The following is a 19646-nucleotide window of genomic DNA, read 5'->3' on the forward strand; positions in this document are numbered from 1 at the left end:
GGCAGACGGGAGAGGTGGAACCGGCGCGACGGCCACCACCCGTTGCGCCGGCCGTTACGGAAGAAGGTCCGCCATGTGTCATCGCCATGTCAACGGGCGTGCAGGGATGAAAACAGCTTCTCACCGTGAGTTTTTTAGCTTTATGTCGCTTTTGCTGGTATTTATTTACCGGCAAACATACAATGTTTCGGGTAGAGAGCTGCTCCACCGACAGCCCGCCACGGCCCCCGGTATCATCGGCGGCACACACTTGACGCACCGCCCCGGTCACTCGCGCACCGGACCGCACGGCACGCTCACGGAAGGAGCTCACGTTGTCCCTGACAGACAGGGCCATCGGGCAGATCCGTGAGCTCATCCGCTCCGGCGCACTACCGCCGGGCGCGAAGCTGCCCCCGGAGCCGGAGCTCGCCGCCCAGCTGGGCCTCTCCCGCAACCTCGCCCGCGAGGCGGTCAAGGCACTGGCCGTGGCCCGGGTGCTCGAGGTACGGCGAGGCGACGGCACGTACGTGACCAGTCTCCAGCCCAGCCTGCTGCTGGAGGGACTCGGCGGCGCCGTGGAGCTCCTCCAGAGCGACACGGGCGCCCTGCTGGATCTGATGGAGGTCCGGCGGCTGCTCGAACCGCTCGCCACCGGACTGGCCGCCGCCAGGATCACCGACGACCAACTGGCCCAGGTCAAGGGCCACTTGGACGCGATGCGGGAGGCGAGCGACGACGTGGAGCGGCTCAACGTCCATGATGCGGCCTTCCACCGCTCGGTCGTGGCGGCCACCGGCAACGAGAGCCTGCTCACCCTGCTCGAGGGCATCTCGGGCCGTACCCTGCGCGCCCGGATCTGGCGGGGCCAGTTGGACGACCAGTCCGCCGGGCGGACCCTCGCCGAACACGAGGCGATCTACAACGCCCTCCGCACCCGCGACACCGCGGTGAGCCAGGCCGCGGCCCTGCTGCACGTCAGCAACACCGAGCACTGGCTCCGCGAGCACCTGCGATCAAGCACCCCACAGGCGTAGCGAACGGGGGCCGGATTCCGGCCAGGCCCGGCGCCGAGTCCGGGCGCGCCCGTCAGTTCTGCAGGCGCCAGTGCTGGTTGGCGCCGCCCGTGCAGGCCCACAGCTGGACCTTCGTCCCGTTGCCGGTTGCCTGGCCGTTGGCGTCCAGGCACAGTCCCGACCGCACTGCTGTGATCGTGCCGTCCGGATTGACGTTCCATTGCTGATCCGCCTGCTCGCTGCAGTCCCAGATCGCCGCCGGGCTGCCGCTGCCGGCGGACGGGCCTACACCCAGGCACTTGCTTCCGTAGACGACCAGTTGCTTTCCGCCGGAGTAGGTCCACCGCTGGTTGGAGCCGCCGTTGCAGTCCCACAGTTGTGCCTGTGTGCCGTTGGCGGTCGTGGAGTTGTCGATGTCGAGGCAGCGTCCCGACTGCTGACCGATGATCTCCTGGTCGCCGGTGGACGGCGGAGGCGGCGGCTGGTTCGAGTCGAACCGGGTGAAGAACTGCCACACCGCGGCAGAGGTCCAGGTGCGCCAGCCGTCACCGGTGGAGCCGTCGACGGGGCCGGGGTCGTGGCCTGCTCCGTCGAACGCGGCCCAGACGACGGGATATCCGGACCTGCATCCTGAATAGGTGGTGATGATGTGTGTCAGGCTTCCGTAGGCCGGTTCGGGCGGATTCTGCGGGGTGCAGCCGTTCGTCCGCACGAAGGTGTCGCGCAGGTCCCGTCCCGACTGGATGGGCAGCACGTCGTCCCTGAGGCCGTGCAGTCCCATGTAGGCGATGGGCTGGTTGCCGCCGTTGCAGCCACTGAGGTTCGCGCCGGAGTACACCGCGACGGCGCGGAAGACGGTCGCCCGGGAGCAGGCGAGGGCGTACGACATGGCACCGCCGTAGCTGAAGCCCGCGGAGAACAACTGGGTGGTGTCGACGCACAGGCCCGCTTCGATCTGGCTGACCATGGCGTCGACGAAGGCCACGTCCTGACCGCCGGAGTTGGCCCAGCCGTTGCCGATGCCCTGCGGGGCGACGAAGATCGTGCCGTTGTTCGCGCTGTCCGCCAGGCGCCGCAGGCCGTAGTAGGACCAGTTGTATCCGTCCGTTCCGCCCGAGTCGACGTCGGCCGCCGTGCCGCCGCGCCAGTGGAAGCCGAAGATCAGCCGGTAGGGGTGGTTGCTGTCGTAGCCGGCGGGGACCCTCAGGATGTAACTGCGTGTCTGGCCGCCGCTCTGGATGGTGTGGGTACCGCTCGTCAGTGTGGGGGCCTTGCCGCAGCCGGCGGTGGCCGCGGCGGCTGCGGCCGGCCTGAGGGCTCCGAGGCCGTTGCCGATCGAGGTGCCGGCAGCCGACAGGACGAGGAGTATCGCAGCCGCGATGGACAGTAGGAGTGGTGTGCGTTTCATGCGCGCTCCTTCTTCCGTGGTCGAGGGAGAGGCTTCGGTCGCGCGGACGGTTCACACGCCGGTGATGGTCCATTCGTTGTTGGTGCTGGAGTTCGGCGTCCACAGCACCGTGGTCGACCCCACCGTGGTGCTGCCGCTGCCGTCCAGGGCGGTGCCGGTGCCGCGGTTGATGATCTGGTAGCGGTTGTCGCCCAGGCTGTTCAGCGACCACTGCTGGTTGTTGCCGCCGTTCCACGCCTCCTGGCGGGCGGGAGCGCCGTTGGCGGCGTTGCCCCAGCTGTCGGCGGCCATGCCGTTGGCGCGGTTCACGAGGCGGCAGTACCCGTTGCCGAGGTCGACGAGCTGCCACTGCAGGTTGGCGCTTCCGTCGTAGTTCCACTGCTTGAGGTTGGAGCCGGAGGCGACGTTGCCCCCGCTGTCGAGCACCAGTCCGCTGGTCACGTTGCCGATCTTCACCCAGGTCGTGGAACCGCCCGGTGCGCCGAGGACGGGGATGTCACCGGAGAAGGTGAGCTTGACCGTGTACGCCAGGGCGGTGAACGGCGGGTTCGTCGAGGGCATGGTCAGGTGCAGGCCGGAGGCGTCCTGCGTCGGTACGGGCAGGTTGACGTAGGTGCCGGCGGCGTTGTTCAGCAGTTGGGCGCCGGTCAGGCTGCTGAGGTTGATCTGGTTGGAGTTCAGCGTGGTGATGGTCGTGGTCGCGCCCTGCCAGCCCAGCGTGGTGGCGTAGAGGACCTTGTTGTCCTGACTGCGGGTGAAGCGGACGTCCTGAGGTTTGCCTGCCACCGGTCCGCTGAAGGAGCCCCCGCCCATCTTGGTGGGGCCCTCGCCGTAAGCGGACCAGGAGCGGGTGCCGTAGACCGCCTCTCCGAAGCGGCCGAGCCAGTCCCCCATGGCGAGCAGGATCGACTGCTGTGCGGAGGGGATGGTGCCGTCGGCCGTCGGGGCGATGTTCAGCAGCATGGTGCCGCCCTTGCTGACCCGGTCGATCAGCGAGTGCAGCAGCGCCTGCGTCGTGTAGTAGCCGATGCCCACCGTGTAGCACCAGCTGGAGGAGGAGATGCTGTCGTCGGTCAGCCAGTAGGGCGTGAGCAGTCCTGCCGGGCCGCCGCGCTCGAAGTCGAAGACCTCGCCCTTGTTGTCGAGGCCGTCCTTGTAGGTCGCGACCACGTCCTTGTTCCAGGCGACCGCCTGGTTGTAGTAGTGCGCGAGGAACTGCAGCCGGTAGGACTCCTGCACCAGGTTCAGGTCGAAGTCCTGCCAGAGCAGGTCGGGCTGGTAACCGTCGATGACCTCGACCAGCTTGTCGTACCAGAGCTTGTTCTCGGCCGCCGAGCCCTGTTGTCCGTAGAGGATGCGCAGGGCCGGGTCGGACTGGGACGGCACGTGGTCGTAGTAGCCGTTGAAGTGGTAGGCGTGGTGGAGCGAGGCCATGAACTTCAGGCCCTGGGCGCGGATGGCCTGGGCGTGCAGGGCGACCAGGTCGAGCCGGGGGCCGTGCTGGACGGAGTTCCACGGGTTGGCGCGGCTGTTCCACATCGAGAAGCCGTCGTGGTGCTCGGCGACCGGGCCGGCGAACCGGGCGCCCGCGGACCTGAACAGCCGGGCCCAGGCGTCCGGGTCCCAATTGCCGCCCTGGGAGACGAGTGCGGGGGCAAACTGCACGTAGTTGCCCGCCTTGTCGCGGGCGCCGTCGATGAAGTTGTGGTACGGCCACACCGAGGGGTCGCCGTAGGTGGCGATGTGGTGCTGGTTCTCGCTCGAGCCACCGATGTACATGTTGCGCGGATACCACTCGTTGCCGAACGCCGGGACGCTGAAGGCGCCCCAGTGGTAGTAGATGCCGAACTTGGCGTCCTTGAACCAGGCCGGCGCCGGGGGGTGCTGGTCCACGGAGGACCAGCTCGCGGCGTAACTCGCGGGGCCGTCGGTGGCGGCGGCCTCAGGTGCGAACCGCAGCAGGCCGAAGGCCGTGGCCGCGCCGGTCGCCGCGAGCATGCGGCGGCGGCTGATCGGGCGGGGGGAGGAAGTCATGTGGGGGTCCTTCCAAGTCCGTTGACGGGGTGGGCGTTCCCGGCCGGCACCGGTCACTCGCGCGTCCACGTCTGGTTGCCGGCGCCGGTGCACGTCCACAGCTCCAGCAGGGTGCCGTTGGCCGTTCCCGCGCCGGTGGCGTCCAGGCACAGGCCGGACTGGGCGCCGGTGATCGTGCCGTCGGCGTTGAGCGTCCACTTCTGGTTGCTGCCGCCGGTGCACCCGGAGATGTCGACCTTGGTGCCGGGGCTGGTGCCGCTGCCCGCCGCGTCCAGGCAGGCGTTGCCGTAGACCCGGATCTCACCGGCCGGTGTGCTGGTCCACTGCTGGTTGCTGCCGCCGTTGCAGTCCCACAGCTCCACCTGGGTTCCGGGGGTCTGCGACTGGTTGGGCACGTCCACGCACCGGCCGGAGGCGGCTCCGACGATCGGGCCGGTCGTACCTCCTCCGCCGCCGCTGCCGGGGGTGACGGAGAGGTTGTCGAACTGTGCCGTCTCGCCCTGGCCGGTCGCGTAGCCGACCTGTCCGCCGGCCCAGGTGCGGTCGTCGGCGGAGCCGACCGTGGAACCGTCGATGACGGCGCTGATGGTGGTCCCGGAGAAGGTGAGGGCGAGAGTGTGCCACCGGTTGGTGCCCAGTGCCGTGGTCGTGCCGTGGGCGAGAGTGGAGACGGTGCCGTTGGTGCCCGAGTTCAGGATCGACCAGGCACCGGTGTCGCTCACCCGCAGGTGGTAGGCGTCGAGTCCGCCGGTGCTGCTGTAGTCCTGGCCGTTCGCGCGGCCGATCAGCTCGGCGTATCCCTGCTGTTCGAGCAGCACGTCGGAGGAGACGGTGTAGTTGCTCCAGCCCACGTCGCCGAGCAGGGCGTGCGGATCGGACAGCGCGTCCCAGGTGATCGGTTTCTGGGGACTCATCTGGCGCACGCACTTGCCGCCGCGGCCGCCACCGCAGGCCGTCACCTCGAAGGCGCCCTGCCAGTCCATGAGGTACTTCGCCTCGGTGCCGGTGGTGTAGCCGTCGAAGGTGTCCTTGTACGGCAGGCTCATGGCGCCCTGGGCGGGGCCGGTGGCGGTGCCCTTGCCCTGCCCGGTCGTGGTGGTCAGGGTGTAGACGTGATGGGGCTGCACGGTGAGGCTGAAGCCTCCGCCGGAGGGGGTGACGTCGGCGGTGTGCACGAAGTAGTCGGCCGGGTTCGACGAGTTCACGTCGGTCGACCAGACGTGGACGGTTCCGCTGGACAGGCCTCCGGCGACGTCGAAGTTCAGGGTCTGTGCGCCGCCGGCGTCCATCGTCTCGATGACGGTGGAGTAGTCGGAGTTGCCGGGGGACTTCAGCGAGACGTAGCTGCCGTTGTTCCGGTTGCCGCCGATGTAGCCGCTGGAGGAGTCGAGGTACTTCCAGCCCGGGGCGGTGAACTGGCTGGTGTGCGCCATGACCCAGGTGTTCTTGCCGATCGCGTAGTGGCCGGACCAGGGCTGGGCGGCCAGGGCGAGGCCCATGGTGGGGTACGGCAGGTTCGGCGTGATCGCCGCGATGACCGGCCAGTTGAGATACGCGGTCATCCGGCCGTCGATGTATCCGCGGTTGATGCCGCGGGCCATGGCGGGTGCTCCCCCGTTGTAGTCGTCCGAGCCGTTCTCGCTGGCCCACAGGGGCTTTCCGGAGGACGTGGCGGCCGACGGCACCGAGCAGTTGGACTGGGAGGAGCGGTAACCGCAGGGGTAGTGCGTGCCGATGACGCTCACCGCCGCGGCGAACGCCGCGTTGGAGTTGACGTCGTTGGCCACGGTCCAGTCCGAGTCGGCCGCGACGATCTTGACGCTGCCGTAGCCGTTGGAGTTGAGCGCGCTGCGCAGTTGCTCGTACCAGGAGACGTTGTAGCCGCGTTCGTTCCAGCCGCCGAGGTAGTCGATGGCGAGGCCGTGCTGTTTGGCGCAGCCCAGCCATGAGACCAGGTAGTTGACCATGTCGGTGGACCAGAAGTTCCCGCCGCCGATCCAGCCCGGCGCGCCCCAGGCGAGCCCGTAGAGCTTGATGTCCGGGTTGCGGGCCTTGGCCTGCTCCATGAGCCACCATTCGTAACCCCGGTCGCAGTTCAGGTCGGAGCGGGTGTGCTGGTGGCTCGGCTCGGCGCCGGAGGTGGAGTTGGTGTCCCCGCCGATCTCGGCCTTGAGGATCTGCAGGGAGGCCCCGTAGCCGGGCTTGAAGAGGTAGTCGAGGATCTGGCCGCGCTGGGGCTCGGGGTAGTCGATCAGGAGTCTGCTGTTGCCGCCGCCCCCACTGATCGCGCCGACGCCGTCGAAGGTCCGTCCGCCGGACGCCCCGTTGATGGTGATCGAGGTGGCGGCGTGCGCCGGGGCGGCGACGGTGCCGACAAGGCCGCCGACGGCCAGGAGGAGGCCCGTGAGCACGGCGGTCGAGGCGCGCAGGCGCCGCAGCAGCCGTCTGATTGCTGACACGGTGAAGTTCCTTTCGCAGGTCGGTGGGGTCCGCGTCGGGTGCGGTATCAGCGGACGACGAAGTCCTGGTTGGTGCCCGGCGCGTTCTTGCACTGCCACTGGTCCAGTTGCTGTCCAGGGGTGCTGCCGGCGCCGTAGACGTCCAGGCACAGGCCGCTGTTGCGGTTCTGGAAGGCGTAGGAGCCGTCTGACTGGCGCACGGGCAGCCAGAGGGCGCCGGCGGCCGTGCCGGGGGCCTGCTGGACGATGTCCGGGGTGCCCGGCGTCGTGGAGGCGCCGGCGACCGCCACGTCCTGGCCGGAGTGCTGGGCGCGCAGTTCGCCGTAACCGCCCGCGGCCGGCAGGAACCGGAACTGCTGGTTGCCCTGGCCGTTGCAGGTCCACTGGTCGACCGCGGCGCCCGCGGCGGTGGAGTCGCCGTACACGTCCAGGCACAGGTTGTCGCCGGCGACGACGAGTGGGTGGTAGCCGTCCGGGAAGCCCGTGCCGCCGGCGGAGGCCGGGGTCAGGTAGACGGCGAACGCGTCGTGCGTTGCCTGGAAGGTGAGCGGCACGGTGAGCGAGCCACCGGATGCGCTCACGTTCTGGTCGTACACGGTCTGCGGCGCACCGAGCGGCGCCTGGTCCGGGATGCGGTGCACGGTGACGTGGACGCTGCCCGCGTTCGTCAGCCAGGGCACGGAGGACAGCCCGTCGAAGGACACGGACGCGGCGCCGGTGTACCCGTTGGAGTCACCGATGAGCGCCACGGCGCGTTCGGCGGCGGAGTCCTCGGAAGCGGCGATGGCCGTGGAGCCGACCTGCCCGGAGGTGCCGACGAGGGTTCCCGTCATGTCGGCGTAGTCCCGAAGCGCCCACCAGTTGCCGGTCGGCTGCCAGGTGCCCCCGCTCTGGGTGAGCACTCCCGTCAGGTTCGGGGTCGTGCAGCACACCCAGTTGCCGCGCATGGCGTTGGTGTACCCGGACTGCGCGAACCGGGCCAGGTACCAGGCCGTCACTCCGGCGGTCTGCCGGTCGGCGGGCTGGTACTCGTTCGAGGAGAGCGGCAGCGGGCCGATGCCCGCCGCGCTGAGGGAGGTGCGCAGGGTCTGGGCGACGGTGACGGGGTCGTCGACGTCGCCCTCGTTGTGGTTGCTGATCATGTCGGGGACGGTCCCGGCCGCTTTCACGTGTGCGAGCCAGGTCTGCCACTTCCCCGGGTTGCGCTGCGGGGTGAAGGCGAGGGACGGCCCCACGATCTGCGCCCCGGGGGCGAGGCGCCGGATCTCCCGGTAGGCGGTGTCCCACATCTGGAAGTACTGCGCGCTGTTGACGCCCCGGGTCCAGAACACGGAGATGTCCGGCTCGTTCCAGATGTCGTAGGAGAACGTGAGTCCCGACGCCTGCAGGGCCCCCACCGTGGCGTCGATGAAGCTGATCCAGTTCGAGCAGTCGCCGTTGTCGCACGGATACCTGGTGTTCGAGGGCTGGCCGCCGTTGGCACCGTAGATGTCGCTGACCAGCACCTGGTACTGCGCGTGGTAGGGCGGCCGGGTGAGCCGGCGGGCCTGCGCGGTGATCGAGTCGAGGTCGGCCCGGGTCGCCGACCCGTACTGGTAGCCGTCCCTGATCCAACCGCCGGAGAACCATCCGCCGCCGCGGAACGCGTTGATCCCCAGCGGCTGCAGGAACTGGTCGGCGGGCTGGGTGCCGTCCTGGCTGATGCCGTAGAGGAACCCTTCCCCCACGCCGGTGGACGGTCCCCGGGTCGAGGCCAGGTCGACGCTCAGCGACGTGCCCGAGGCGGCCCGGCTCGGGGCCGTCGTCAGCAGCGCCAGCACGAGTGTCAGGACGATGCCGGTCACCAGGGCCGGAAGGCCGGGTCTCGTGTTCATCCTCATCCGATCCTCCTGAGTCGGGGCGGCGGGATGCCCCCGCCCGGAGCCGGGGGCGGGGGCTCACCGGTCAGCTCAGCGTCCATTTCTGGTTGGACTGGCCGTTGCAGGTCCACAGCTGTACGGGGCTTCCGTTGGCGGTGGCGGCGCCCGACACGTCCAGGCAGAGCCCGGACTGGGCGCTGGTGACGGTGCCGTCGGTGTTGAGCGTCCATTGCTGGTTGCTCTGGCCGTTGCAGGTCCAGGTGATGACCTTCGTGCCGGGGCTGGTGCCCTGTCCGGAGGCGTCCAGGCACAGGCGGCCGCCTCCGAGGGAGACGCTCAGCTCACCGGAGGTGCTCTCGGACCAGGTCTGGTTGGCCCCGCCGGAGCAGTCCCGGATCTGCGTCTGCGTTCCCGGTGTCGTCGAACTGCCCGGTTCCTCCAGGCACTTGCCCGCGCCCACCGCGTGCAGCGCACCGGTGGTGCCGCCCCCGCCGCCCGACGTCCCGTACCCGGCGGCGGTGATGCCGGCCTGGACGGCGTTCTCGGTGGCGTCGGAGGGGTAACCCGCCGTCATCGCGCCCTCGAAGAACTCGCCCTGTCCCGAGACGCTGTTGTCGCCGCCGGTGCCGAGGAGGACGGAGTTGTCGACCTTCATCGGTGAGTAGCCGTTGGGAAGGGGGCCGGAGAAGGTGGTGGTCAGTCCACCGCCTGCACCGTCGCCGTACTTGAGGGTGAAGTTGCTGGTGCCGTTGTTCTTCAGCCACGCGCTGACGAACGGGTGGTGCACGCCCTGGTTGTTCGGGTCCTTGTTGGAGCCGGTGTTGGTGTGGAACATGCCGTTCTCCAGGTCGGCCTCCACCCACGGGCCGCTGCCGGTGCAGCCGCCGAACCAGCAGGCGTTGCCCCAGTAGATGGCGTTCATGGTGGCGTTGCCGGTGTCGGTGTGGGAGTTCTCGCCGCTGCCGTAGTCGAAGCAGCACCACTGGTTGGTGAAGTTCGACGAGGTCACCATGTAGATGCCTTCGGGCTGGGAGCCGGTGGCGACGCCGCTCGCGTGGTCGATGCGGTAACCGACACCGGGGGTGACCTTGACGCCGAAGACCTGGTGGCCGCCCGCGGTCACCGGCAGGGCCATGGCGTCGGCTCCCACGTCGGATCCGCTCGGACCGGGCCCTTTCCAGTAGCCGCCCCAGGAGATCGGCAGGTCGTTGTGGCGGGTGGTCTGGTCGTAGATCTTCGTGATCGTGCACGAGGTGCCCGCACAGAACGACACCTGGGAGGCGGCGTCGGCGTACCCTCCTGGGGCGAGCAGCCCGATGTCACGGTAGGCGTGGTCGGAGGACCGCTGGATCTGGTACAGCGGTCCGTCGTACGCCGCGAGGAGCGCCCTGGTCGTGGAGTGGGCCGTCACGCACGGGGTGCCGCCGGCGGCATAGATGTCGCACGGCAGCGACGCGGCGGCCGCGGGGCCGGGGGCCGAGTCGTGGACGGCGATGGTGGCTCCGGTCGGCGGGGACGTGGCGAAGGCCGGGGTGCCCCACGCGGCCAGGGCCATCGCCAGGGCGATCAGGAACACGGCGATCGGGAACGGGGCGATCAGGAACGGGGCCGGGAAGCGCCTTCGCCGGTGGTCGGCTGTTGATCCGGGCAAGGAGTCCTCCTCCGTGGCGGTGCCGCCGCACGGCGGCACCGCGGCTGCCGGTGCCTAGGGGCAGGGGGGAGTCAGCCCAGCGTCCATTGCTGGCCGCTGCTCCCGTTGCAGGTCCACAGCTCGGCGAGGGTTCCGTCCGCCGTGGCCCCGCCGGTGACGTCCAGGCACAGGCCGGACTGGACGCCGGTGATCGTGCCGTTGGAGTTCAGCGTCCACTGCTGGTTGGTCTGGCCGTTGCACGGCCAGATCTCCACCTTCGTCCCCGGCGTGGTCTGGTTGTCGTAGGCGTCCAGGCACGTCTGGGCCGTGCCGGAGTAGACGGTGAGCTGGTTGGACGTGGTGTGTGTCCAGGTCTGGTTGGCGCCGCCGTTGCAGCTCCAGATCTCCACCTGGGTGCCCGCGGTAGTGGTGGAGTTGGGTACGTCCAGGCACTTGCCGGCGCCGACCGCGTGCAGTTCCCCCGTCACGCCGGTGCCGCCGCCGCTGCTGGTGCCGCCCGCGACCCGGTACATGACCGTGCCGTGGGCCGGTACCGAGGCGCTGATGGTGCCGGAGGTGGTCGAGGACCCGCCCGACCACAGGTCGGTGAGGGTGTAGGCGGACGCCCCGGTCTTCCCGATGGCGGCCGCGGTGGTGGTGATGGTCGCCGTGGAGCCCGTCTCGTTGAACAGCGCGACCGACACGTCCCCGTTCGCGAGCGGCTTGGCCAGCACGTCCAGGCCGCCGGCGGACGACACCATGGTGCCCTGCTTGCCGAGGGGGTCCTGGTCGACCGCGATCACCCGGGAGTTGGTCAGCGTGGACAGGGTGGAGGCGCTCGCCTGGGGGATGTTGGTGCCGGCGATGAGCGGCGCGGCCATCTCCGCCCAGAGGCTGAACTCGCTGCGGTTCTCGGTGGCCGTCATCGAGCCGTTGCCGACCTCCAGCATGTCCGGGTCGTTCCAGTGGCCGGGGCCGGCGTAGGAGGCCAGCCCCACGTTGCTGTGGAAGATCGACAGCATGCTGGAGAAGGTCGGGCTGATGTCTCCCGTGGTGCGCCAGCTGTTGCCCACGTCGGCGCCCCAGGTCCACACGTTCTCCTGGCCCCAGTTGCACAGGCTGTACAGGATCGGTCGGCCGGTGGCCGCGAGCGCGTCCCGCATCGCGGTGTACCGGGTTTGTGCCGGCACGCCGGTGTTGTTGCAGTTGTCGTACTTCAGGTAGTCCACGCCCCACGACGCGAACGACTGCGCGTCCGTGCTCTCGTGGCCGAGGCTGCCCGGGTATCCCGCGCAGGTGGCGGTGCCCGCGTCCTCATAGATCCCCAGCTTCAGGCCCAACGAGTGGACGTAGTCGGCGGTGCCCTTGATGCCGTCGGGGAACTTCGCCGGGTCCGGCACCAGGTGACCGCCGGAGTCGCGGCTGTGGGTCATCCAGCAGTCGTCGATGTTGACGTACGAATAGCCCGCCGCCTGCATGCCGTTGGTGTGCATCGCCTGGGCGGTGGCCTTGATCAGCGCCTCGGAGACGTCGCAGCCGTAGGCGTTCCAGTCGTTGAAGCCCATCTGCGGAGTGGGCGCGAGTCCGTTGCCGAGGGCGGCGGCGGGTGGTGCGGTCCCGAGGGCGATCAGGGGTGCGGCCACGGCGAGCAGCAGGGCCGAGAGGGCGAGCGCCAGGGTTCTGCGCAGCGACAGCAGTGGGGGCAGCGAAGTGGTCGTGGGCATGGGGCATCTACTCCTGGACCGGGTCGGGGAAACTGACGGGCATTCAGCGATAGTCGGCGGCGGTGACGTTGGCCTGCACCGCGTTGTCGGTCGCGTCGGAGGGATAGCCTGCGACGACGGCTCCCTCGTAGAAGGTGCCGGCGCTGAGGTTGGCGCCGCCGCCGGGCTTGCAGCAGTCGCCGCCGCTGCCCAGGACGATGGCCCCTTGTTTCCTCATGGGGCTGTATCCGCCGGGCAGCGCGCCGTCCCACAGGGTGGTCAGGCCGCCTGACTGGGCGTTGCCGCCCTTGAGGGCGAACCTGGACGTGCCGTTGTTCTTCAGCATCGCCGTGACGAACTTGCCGGCGAACGCCCGCTGGTTGGGGTTCCAGGACGTGCTGCCGCCTGGGTACAGCCCCCATTCGAGGTCGGCCTGCACCCAGGGGCCGCTTCCCGAACAGCCGCCGAACCAGCACTCGGTACCGAAGTTGATCGCGTCCATCGCCCCGGCCGCGTCGGCTTTCCTGGTCGTCTCGCTGTTGCCGTAGTCGAAGCAGCAGCCACCGTTGACGTGGGTGCCGCTGGTCACCATGTACGCTCCTTCGGGTGCGGCACCGGTCGGCACGCCCGTCAGGTGGCCGTCCCGCCAGTAGCTGTTCCCGGGGTTGATGTACAGCGAGTACGCCTTGGTGCCCCCGACGGTCAGCGACTCGGACGTCGCCTTCGCGGGGCTGCTCTGACTCGATCCCGGGACCTGGGCCGAGCCCTGGTACCACAGGTCGTTGCCGTGTCCGGACTGGTCGCGGACGACCGTGATCACGCAGCTGGTGCCCGCGCAGAAGGCGTCCTGGGCCGCGGCGTCGGCGAAGCCGCCGGGTGCCAGGACGCCGATGTCCCGGGTCGCGCTGTCCGAGGCGCGCCTGACCTGGTACAGGGGGCCGTTGTACGAGCGGTAGAGGGCGCGCACCGTGCTGTGCGCGGCGACGCACGGGGTACCGCCCGTGGCGTAGATGTCGCACGGGCCGGCCCCCTGGGGCGCCGAACTCACCCGGGGTGCCGCCGACGCCGGCGCAGACCATGTCGGCCCGGTCGCCAGCAGCATGGCCAGCAGTCCCATCACGATCACGGCGGCCGCCGCGGACAGGCGCGACGCATGAGCGGTGGGGCGACAGGGCGGAGCGGATGGAGGCTGCATTCTGTGTCCTCGCATGGGCGGGGGAAGGGGACGGAGAGTGCCGTGCCTGTCCGAGAAGGTGTGCAAGGGGTGTCGACCGCTCCCGTCGGCGCGCCCGAGAGCACTCACAGGGAACACTCATACATCCCATGTCGCATAGTGATCCCACAGGCCCAACGCCCTGTCAATAGACGGCTCTTGGCAATTCACCGCTCGATACATCCCATGTCTGGCTCGTGATGAGACCGCCCGAGGGCATGCCTGAACCCGCGCCCGGCGACCGCTGCCGTACCGAGCGCGGGTGTTCGCTTTCCGGCCCTACCTCGCGCCGATCACCTCACCCGAGATTCCAGTGCTGATGGGCGCCGCCGTTGGAGTCCCAGACCTGGACGGGGCTTCCGTTGGCGGTCTGCCCTGCGGGTACCTCCAGCGCCCGGCCGGAGGCGACGTTGGTCAGGGTGTACGAACCGTCGCTGTTCCGGGTCGCCCGCCAGTGCTGGTTGGCACCGCCGTTGGCGTCCCAGATCTCCATCCGCGTGCCGTTGCCCGTCTGACCACCCGGCTCGTCGAGAACCCGCCCGCTGCCGACATTCGTCAGCGTGAACGAACCATCACTGTTCTGGCTCGCCCGCCACTGCTGGTTCGCAGCGCCGCTGGCGTCCCAGACCTGCAGGGCCGTGCCGTTGGCCGTCTGCCCGCCCGGCACGTCCAGCGCCCGGCCCGCGGCAGCGTCGGTCAAGGAGTACACCGTCCCCGGGACGATGGCGCCCGGGCTGCCGCCCCCACTGCCGCCCAGGGCGCTCAGGACCGAGCCGTAGGCGGGCTTCTTGTTGCCTGCGCCGTCGAACAGCAGGGGGTTGTCCCCACTCCGCCAGGAGTCGCTGTCCCGGATGCCCCAGACGGTGATGCCGGTGCAACGGGCCACGTTCATACAGGCTTTGACGGTGTTCGCGTACGCCGTGGCCGGTGCCTGCGCGATGTCGAGTTCGGTGATCTGTACGTCGACGCCGAGCGCGGCGAAGTTCGACAGGGTGGTCTGGAAGCTCGACGGCGGGCCGCCGGTGCCGAAGTGGGACTGGAAGCCGACGCAGTCGATGGGCACGCCGCGGGACTTGAAGTCGCGCACCATGGCGTAGACGCCCTGGGTCTTGGCGTCCGACCAGTTCTCGATGTTGTAGTCGTTGTAGCAGAGCTTGGCCGCCGGGTCGGCGGCCCGGGCGGTGCGGAAGGCCTCTTCTATGAAGCCGTTGCCCAGCACGTTCTGGAAGACCGAGCTGCGGTGCCGGCCGCTGCCGTCGTCGGCGAACGCCTCGTTGACCACGTCCCAGGCGTAGATCTTGCCCTTGAAGTGGGTCATCTCGGTGGTGATGTGGTTGTCCATCACCGTGCGCAGGGTGTTCGCGTCCGTGAGGGAGCTGACCCAGCCGGGGAGCTGGGAGTGCCAGACGAGGGTGTGGCCGCGCATCCGCTGGCCGTGCGCGGTGGCGTGGTTGACGATCTGGTCGGCGGGGCCGAAATTGAACGAGCCGCGGGAGGGTTCGGTGGTGTCCCACTTCATCTCGTTCTCGGGCGTGATCATGCTGAACTCACGGTCCAGGATTCCCGCGTAGGTCGCGTCACCGAGCTTCCCGGCGGCCACGGCCGTGCCGAAGTAGCGGCCGCTGCCGGCCGCCGCCGCGCCCAGCGTGCCGGAGGCCGCGTGCGCGGCGGGGCCGGCAGGACCGGCAAGAGCCAGTGCCGTGCCGGCCGTCAGCACGGCGGCCAGGGCCAGGATCTTGCGCGGACGGGGCTCTTCGTTGAGCCAGGACATGAAAAATCAGTCTCCTTGTGTGGGGGATGGCACCGGCCGGGAGCCGGTGCCCCGGCCGGGTGGGGTCACTGGGCCGAGGTGACCGGCAGCGCGGTCCACTGCTGGTTGGCGCCGCCGTTGCAGTCCCACAGGACCAGTTGCGTTCCGTCGGCGGTGGACGAGCCGGGGTCGTCGAGGCAGCGGCCGGAGGCAGGATTGCGGTAGCCGCCGTTGTACGCCTGCCACTGCTGGTTGCCGCCGCCGTTGCAGTCCCAGATCTCGATCCCCGTGCCGTTGGCGGTACCGCGGCCCGTTGCGTCGAGGCACTTGCCGAGCGCCCGCAGCGTGCCGTCGGAGAGCGCGGACCACTGCTGTGCGTTCGAACCGTTGCATGCCGCGATGTCCGCGGCGGTCCCGTTGACGGTGCTGCCGTTGTTGACGTCGAGGCACTTCCCCGCGATTCCGGAGCGCACCTCACCGCCCGCCGATACCGGCGGCCTGATCCAGCCGGCCGCGTCCGCGGCCTGGACCCCGGCGTTGAAGGCGTCCGCCATCTTGCGGAAGCCGTTGTCGTTGGGATGCAGGGCGTCGGAGAGATCCGCACTGGTCAGAGCGCTCATGTCCACCAGCCGTACATGTTTGCCGGCGGCCTGCTCGGCCTGCACGATTCCAGGGAGCCTGGCGTTGAACGCGGGACGGACGGCCTCCTCGGTGCCGCTGGTGGAGACGATCACGGTGCCGACGAGGACGGTCGCGTCGGGGGCGTCGCGGGTGATCTGGTCGATGAGCGCGCGAAGTCGGTCGGGGGCGGTCGGGACCTGGTAATTGCCGTTCAGGTCATTGGTGCCGATCTCCAGGGTGACCACGTTGGGGCGGTAACGGGCCAGCACGGAGTCGGCGATGCCGGCGATCTGGTCGATCCGCCAGCCGGAGTGGCCTTCGTTGTCCGGGTCGGACATGGTGCCGTTGCGGCCCGAGCCGACGAAGTCCAGAGCATGCCCCTCGGCCGACAGCTGGTTCCCCAGGAAACCGCGGTAGCTGTTCCCGGACGGGCTGCCGACGCCCCAGGTGATCGAGTCGCCCAACGGCATCAGCCGCAGCGGGGCGGGCGCGGCGGCGGCGCCTTCGGCGGAGGGCGGCGGCGCCCCGGTGGCGGTGGCGGACGCCGCGGGTGGTGCGGCGCCGATGGCGAGCGCGGCCGTCAGCGCGACGGCAAGGGATACCGAGCACTTCTTCATGAGCGTTCCTCACTGGTGCGGGACAGTGGGTGGGGAGAACGAGCACACGAATCGAACGGTCAGCTGGGGTGAAGTCCTGGTTGGTGCCGGCTGTGTTCTTGCAGGGCCATTGGTGAATCGGCCGACAGCCGGTGCGCGGGCTGCCGCGCCTGGTCGATGCCCGGCGAACTGCTGCTCGGCGGTGCCGTTCCCGCCAGGTGCCGTGTCCGGGGGTCCGTTGTCCGCATCTCGTGACGCGTGGCCCGCGGCCGGTGGTGGGCCGGCCGCAGACCGGAGCCCGTCAGGTCAGTTGAGGCTCCACCGCTGGTTGGATCCGCCGTTGCACGGCCAGAGTTCTGCCAGGGCGCCGTTGGCCGTGGAAGCGCCGGTGACGTCGAGGCACAGCCCGGACTGGACGCCGGTGACGGTGCCGTCCGAGTTCACCTGCCACTGCTGGTTGGCACCCCCGTTGCACGGCCAGGTCACCACCTTGGTGCCGGCGGACGTCTGGTTGTCGTACGCGTCCAGGCACATCTGGCTGCTGCCGCTGTAGACGGTCAGCTGGCCCGAGGAGGTACGGGTCCACGTCTGGTTGGCGCCGCCGCTGCAGTCCCAGATCTGCAGTTGTGTGCCGGCCGTGGTGGAGGAGTTCGGCACGTCCAGGCACTTGCCCGCGCCCACCGCGTGCAGCGCGCCGGTACTCGTCCCGCCCCCCGCGGAGTTGCCGTACCCGACGGCGGTGATGTTGGCCTGGACGGCGTTCTCCGTGGCGTCCGACGGGTAGCCGGAGGTCATCACGCCCTCGTAGAAGGTGCCTTGGGCACCCTTGCTGTTGTCGCCGCCGGTGCCCAGGATGATGGCGCCCTGTTTGCGCATCGGGTTGTATCCCGAGACGTTGGGGCGTACTCCGTCGTAGAACGTGGACAGGCCGCCGGACTGCGCGTTGCCACCACGGATCGCCCAGTGGTTCGGGCCGCCCTTGATGATGGCGGTCGTGTAGCGGTAGTTGATGGTCGGGTCGTTGGCGTTGTAATGCTGGTTCACCCCGGAGAAGAGGCCGTTCTCCAGGTCGGCCATGATCCACGGACCGTTGCCCGAACCGTAGCCCCACACCTTGATGTTGCCGAAGTAGATGGCCTCCATCGTGCCGTTGCCGTCGTCGTTGCTGTCCGTCTCGGCGTTGCCGTAGTCGAAGCAGCAGCCGCCGTTGTAGTGCGTGCCGTCGAAGATCGCGTACATGCCCTCGGCGTTGTCCCCGGTGGCGATGCCGTTGGTGTGGTTGTTCCGGTAGCCCGTACCGGGCGCCACGAAGACGCCGTAGGCCTTGTGTCCGCCCACCGTGGTAGGTGCGGCGGTCGCGTTCGCGAGGTTGTCGGGGCCGCCCGCGGCACCGCCGCCGGGTGCCTGGGTGAGGTTGTTGTTGCGGCCGGACTGGTCGTAGATGACCGTGATCAGGCAGGACGTCCCCGAGCAGAAGGAGTCCTGGGCGGCGGCGTCGGCGTACCCGCCCGCGCTCAGAACCCCGATGTCACGGGTGGAGTTGTCGGAGGCGCGCCGGACCTGGTAGAGCGGCCCGTTGTACGAGGCGTACAGCGCTCGTGTGGTGCTGTGCGCCGCCACGCAGGGCGTGCCGCCTGCCGCGTAGATGTCACAGGGCCCGGACGTGGCGGCCCGAGCTGTGCCGGCCGTGGCCGTGGCGCCGACGAGAGCGCCGGCGACGAGCGCGGCTGCGGCCCCCGCCCGGGCGAACGTCTTCCACCGGGAACGGGCCTGGCCCGCCGACGGAGGGAGATGTGTCCGAGGCGACGCGGTTCGGGGCGCGCCGCGGTGGCGTACCGCCGCGAGTAACCGCTCGACGCTGTCGCGCCCGGGCAGCAGACGGCGTCTTGTACGTGTGGTTCCCATCTGGACTCCCTACCGTGCCGGTGCAACCCGGTCGGGTTGCGGTGGTGGCGGTGACACATGCCGAAGCGCCTGAACGTGCCGTTGTGCAGTGGGATTGCCGAGAGGTGTCGGGGGGACACGGTGCTGCCGGTCTCGCAGAGCGGCCAAGGGTGGGGAGCCACTTCCCGCGGACCTTGTTGCGGAATCGATTCGACTGCTGATTGCCGCGGTTCGCAAGCTCTTGGGAAGCACGAAAAGTTGCGATGGAACGGGCCCGGACCGCGGCCCGACCTACTGCTGCGATGGTGCTGGAGGCCGCGCGAGGGTGACCGTCGGCCGTCCAACGAACTTACGGATGACCCTCCATCGGGCCACTGAACAGGAATATCTCCGAGTGGGCCCAGGTCACGGAGCACCTGAGCGAAGGCCACTCGCCGAAGCGGACGCCCTTGAACGGGGGTTGGCGCCGTTTGCGCTTCGCACTACGCGACTGGCCTGCGCAACGCCGGTCGTGAAACCCCGTCGAATCGCTTGCGTCGAATCGGTTCGCCCTGACCTCGGAACGTCGTGAGACGCGAAACGGGCCCACAGCCCCGACCCGATGAAGGCGAGACCGTACTTACTGCGCTGTCCGAAACCGTACGGGTCCTCCGTCATCTCTTGCCGGGCCACCAGGTACCTCGACGGTCGGCCACCGTGCAGCCCTCAACCGACAGCCTCCGACGCTTCCTTATCGGGGAGACTGCGGAGCCCTTCGCCGGGCCGGCACCGGACGAACTCCAGGGCCGATGCGCGGACGGTAACGCCGACGCAGACATCCACGTCCGGCGGCTACACCCTGACCGTCGGCCAGGACGAGACCGGCGCCGAGACGTCCCGCGTATACACCCAGGACAGCGACGGCACCGTGGTCGCCTCCGACAACACGGACCTGAGCGCCCAGGGCCAGGTCGTGGCCGACGCCGACACCGCCGGACAGAGCCACAGCCGCACCTACGCCTACGACGCCGCCGGACGCCTCACGAGGGTGGACGACACCGCCCCGGACGGGGCCTGCACCCGCCGCGACTACACCTTCGACGACAACCCCAACCGCAGCGCCCTGGCCACCTCGGCCAGCGACGTCGGCGCGGCCTGCACCTCCACCGGCGCCACCACGACGTCCTACTCCTACTACAGCGCCGACCGGCTGGTCACCTCCGGCACGGTCTACGACGCCCTCGGCCGCACCACCACCCAGGCATCCGGCGCCACCATCGGCTACTACGCCAACGACCTCGTCCACCAGCAGACCTCCGGCACCAGCCGGCAGACCTGAAGCCTGGACGCGGCCGGCCGCCTCGCCTCCTGGACCACCGAATCCAACAGCAGCGGCACGTGGACCCAGACCGCGTCCAAGACCAGCCACTACGGCTCCGACGGCGACAGCCCCGACTGGACCCAGGAGACCAGCAGCACCATCAGCCGCGATGTCCAGGACATCGGCGGGGACCT

Annotated in this window: 10 protein-coding genes and 2 pseudogenes; 2 read left to right on the top strand and 10 right to left on the bottom strand. The window is 69.6% G+C overall.

Annotated features, from left to right (window positions below; translation table 11 throughout):
- Nucleotides 1-314: 314 nt before the first annotated feature.
- Nucleotides 315-1016 carry a FadR/GntR family transcriptional regulator gene (locus tag JF597_RS29015; RefSeq protein WP_294002232.1) on the top strand — a complete coding sequence of 234 codons (702 nt, stop codon included), beginning with the start codon at nucleotides 315-317 and terminating at the stop codon, nucleotides 1014-1016.
- Nucleotides 1017-1068: 52 nt separating this feature from the next.
- On the opposite strand, the gene JF597_RS29020 is transcribed toward JF597_RS29015, so the two are convergent.
- The 10 genes and pseudogenes from JF597_RS29020 to JF597_RS29065 form a co-directional block, all read right to left on the bottom strand.
- Nucleotides 1069-2403 carry a ricin-type beta-trefoil lectin domain protein gene (locus JF597_RS29020; protein ID WP_294002233.1) on the bottom strand — a complete coding sequence of 445 codons (1335 nt, stop codon included), beginning with the start codon at nucleotides 2401-2403 and terminating at the stop codon, nucleotides 1069-1071.
- Nucleotides 2404-2454: 51 nt separating this feature from the next.
- Nucleotides 2455-4437, bottom strand: coding sequence for an alpha-L-fucosidase (locus JF597_RS29025; RefSeq protein WP_294002234.1), 1983 nt, complete (start codon nucleotides 4435-4437; stop codon nucleotides 2455-2457).
- Nucleotides 4438-4490: 53 nt separating this feature from the next.
- Complete coding sequence (locus JF597_RS29030) at nucleotides 4491-6896, bottom strand: ricin-type beta-trefoil lectin domain protein (protein ID WP_294002235.1); 2406 nt, start codon at nucleotides 6894-6896, stop codon at nucleotides 4491-4493.
- Nucleotides 6897-6943: 47 nt separating this feature from the next.
- The gene (locus JF597_RS29035) at nucleotides 6944-8770 is read right to left on the bottom strand and encodes an RICIN domain-containing protein (RefSeq protein ID WP_294002236.1); all 1827 of its coding nucleotides are present in this window, start codon (nucleotides 8768-8770) and stop codon (nucleotides 6944-6946) included.
- 70 nt (nucleotides 8771-8840) lie between these two features.
- Nucleotides 8841-10406 carry an arabinofuranosidase catalytic domain-containing protein gene (locus JF597_RS29040; RefSeq protein WP_294002237.1) on the bottom strand — a complete coding sequence of 522 codons (1566 nt, stop codon included), beginning with the start codon at nucleotides 10404-10406 and terminating at the stop codon, nucleotides 8841-8843.
- Nucleotides 10407-10477: 71 nt separating this feature from the next.
- Nucleotides 10478-12109, bottom strand: a complete 1632-nt coding sequence (locus JF597_RS29045; RefSeq protein WP_294002238.1) for a ricin-type beta-trefoil lectin domain protein — start codon at nucleotides 12107-12109, stop codon at nucleotides 10478-10480.
- A gap of 43 nt (nucleotides 12110-12152) precedes the next feature.
- Nucleotides 12153-13127, bottom strand: a pseudogene (locus JF597_RS29050) (arabinofuranosidase catalytic domain-containing protein); the annotation flags it as partial.
- 481 nt (nucleotides 13128-13608) lie between these two features.
- Nucleotides 13609-15072: pseudogene (locus JF597_RS29055) on the bottom strand (endo-1,4-beta-xylanase); the annotation flags it as partial.
- A gap of 65 nt (nucleotides 15073-15137) precedes the next feature.
- The gene (locus tag JF597_RS29060; protein WP_294002239.1) at nucleotides 15138-16289 is read right to left on the bottom strand and encodes a ricin-type beta-trefoil lectin domain protein; all 1152 of its coding nucleotides are present in this window, start codon (nucleotides 16287-16289) and stop codon (nucleotides 15138-15140) included.
- A 285-nt stretch (nucleotides 16290-16574) separates the two neighbouring features.
- Entirely contained in the window at nucleotides 16575-18173 is a 1599-nt protein-coding gene (locus JF597_RS29065; RefSeq protein WP_294002241.1) for an arabinofuranosidase catalytic domain-containing protein, read from the bottom strand.
- An 886-nt stretch (nucleotides 18174-19059) separates the two neighbouring features.
- Between JF597_RS29065 and JF597_RS29070 the strand changes: the two genes are divergently transcribed.
- A complete protein-coding gene (locus JF597_RS29070; RefSeq protein ID WP_294002243.1) occupies nucleotides 19060-19470 on the top strand; it encodes a hypothetical protein in 411 nt (136 codons plus the stop codon).
- Nucleotides 19471-19646: the final 176 nt, after the last annotated feature.

It is taken from the genome of Streptomyces sp., from assembly GCF_019510245.1.
GTDB lineage: Bacteria > Actinomycetota > Actinomycetes > Streptomycetales > Streptomycetaceae > Streptomyces.

What these genes read in the sequence shown, in the direction of transcription:
- JF597_RS29020 (WP_294002233.1), bottom strand. Translation starts at nt 2,403, where the DNA reads ATGAAACGCACACCACTCCTACTGTCCATCGCGGCTGCGATACTCCTC.
- JF597_RS29025 (WP_294002234.1), bottom strand. Translation starts at nt 4,437, where the DNA reads ATGACTTCCTCCCCCCGCCCGATCAGCCGCCGCCGCATGCTCGCGGCG.
- JF597_RS29035 (WP_294002236.1), bottom strand. Translation starts at nt 8,770, where the DNA reads ATGAACACGAGACCCGGCCTTCCGGCCCTGGTGACCGGCATCGTCCTG.
- JF597_RS29045 (WP_294002238.1), bottom strand. Translation starts at nt 12,109, where the DNA reads ATGCCCACGACCACTTCGCTGCCCCCACTGCTGTCGCTGCGCAGAACC.
- JF597_RS29060 (WP_294002239.1), bottom strand. Translation starts at nt 16,289, where the DNA reads ATGAAGAAGTGCTCGGTATCCCTTGCCGTCGCGCTGACGGCCGCGCTC.
- JF597_RS29065 (WP_294002241.1), bottom strand. Translation starts at nt 18,173, where the DNA reads ATGGGAACCACACGTACAAGACGCCGTCTGCTGCCCGGGCGCGACAGC.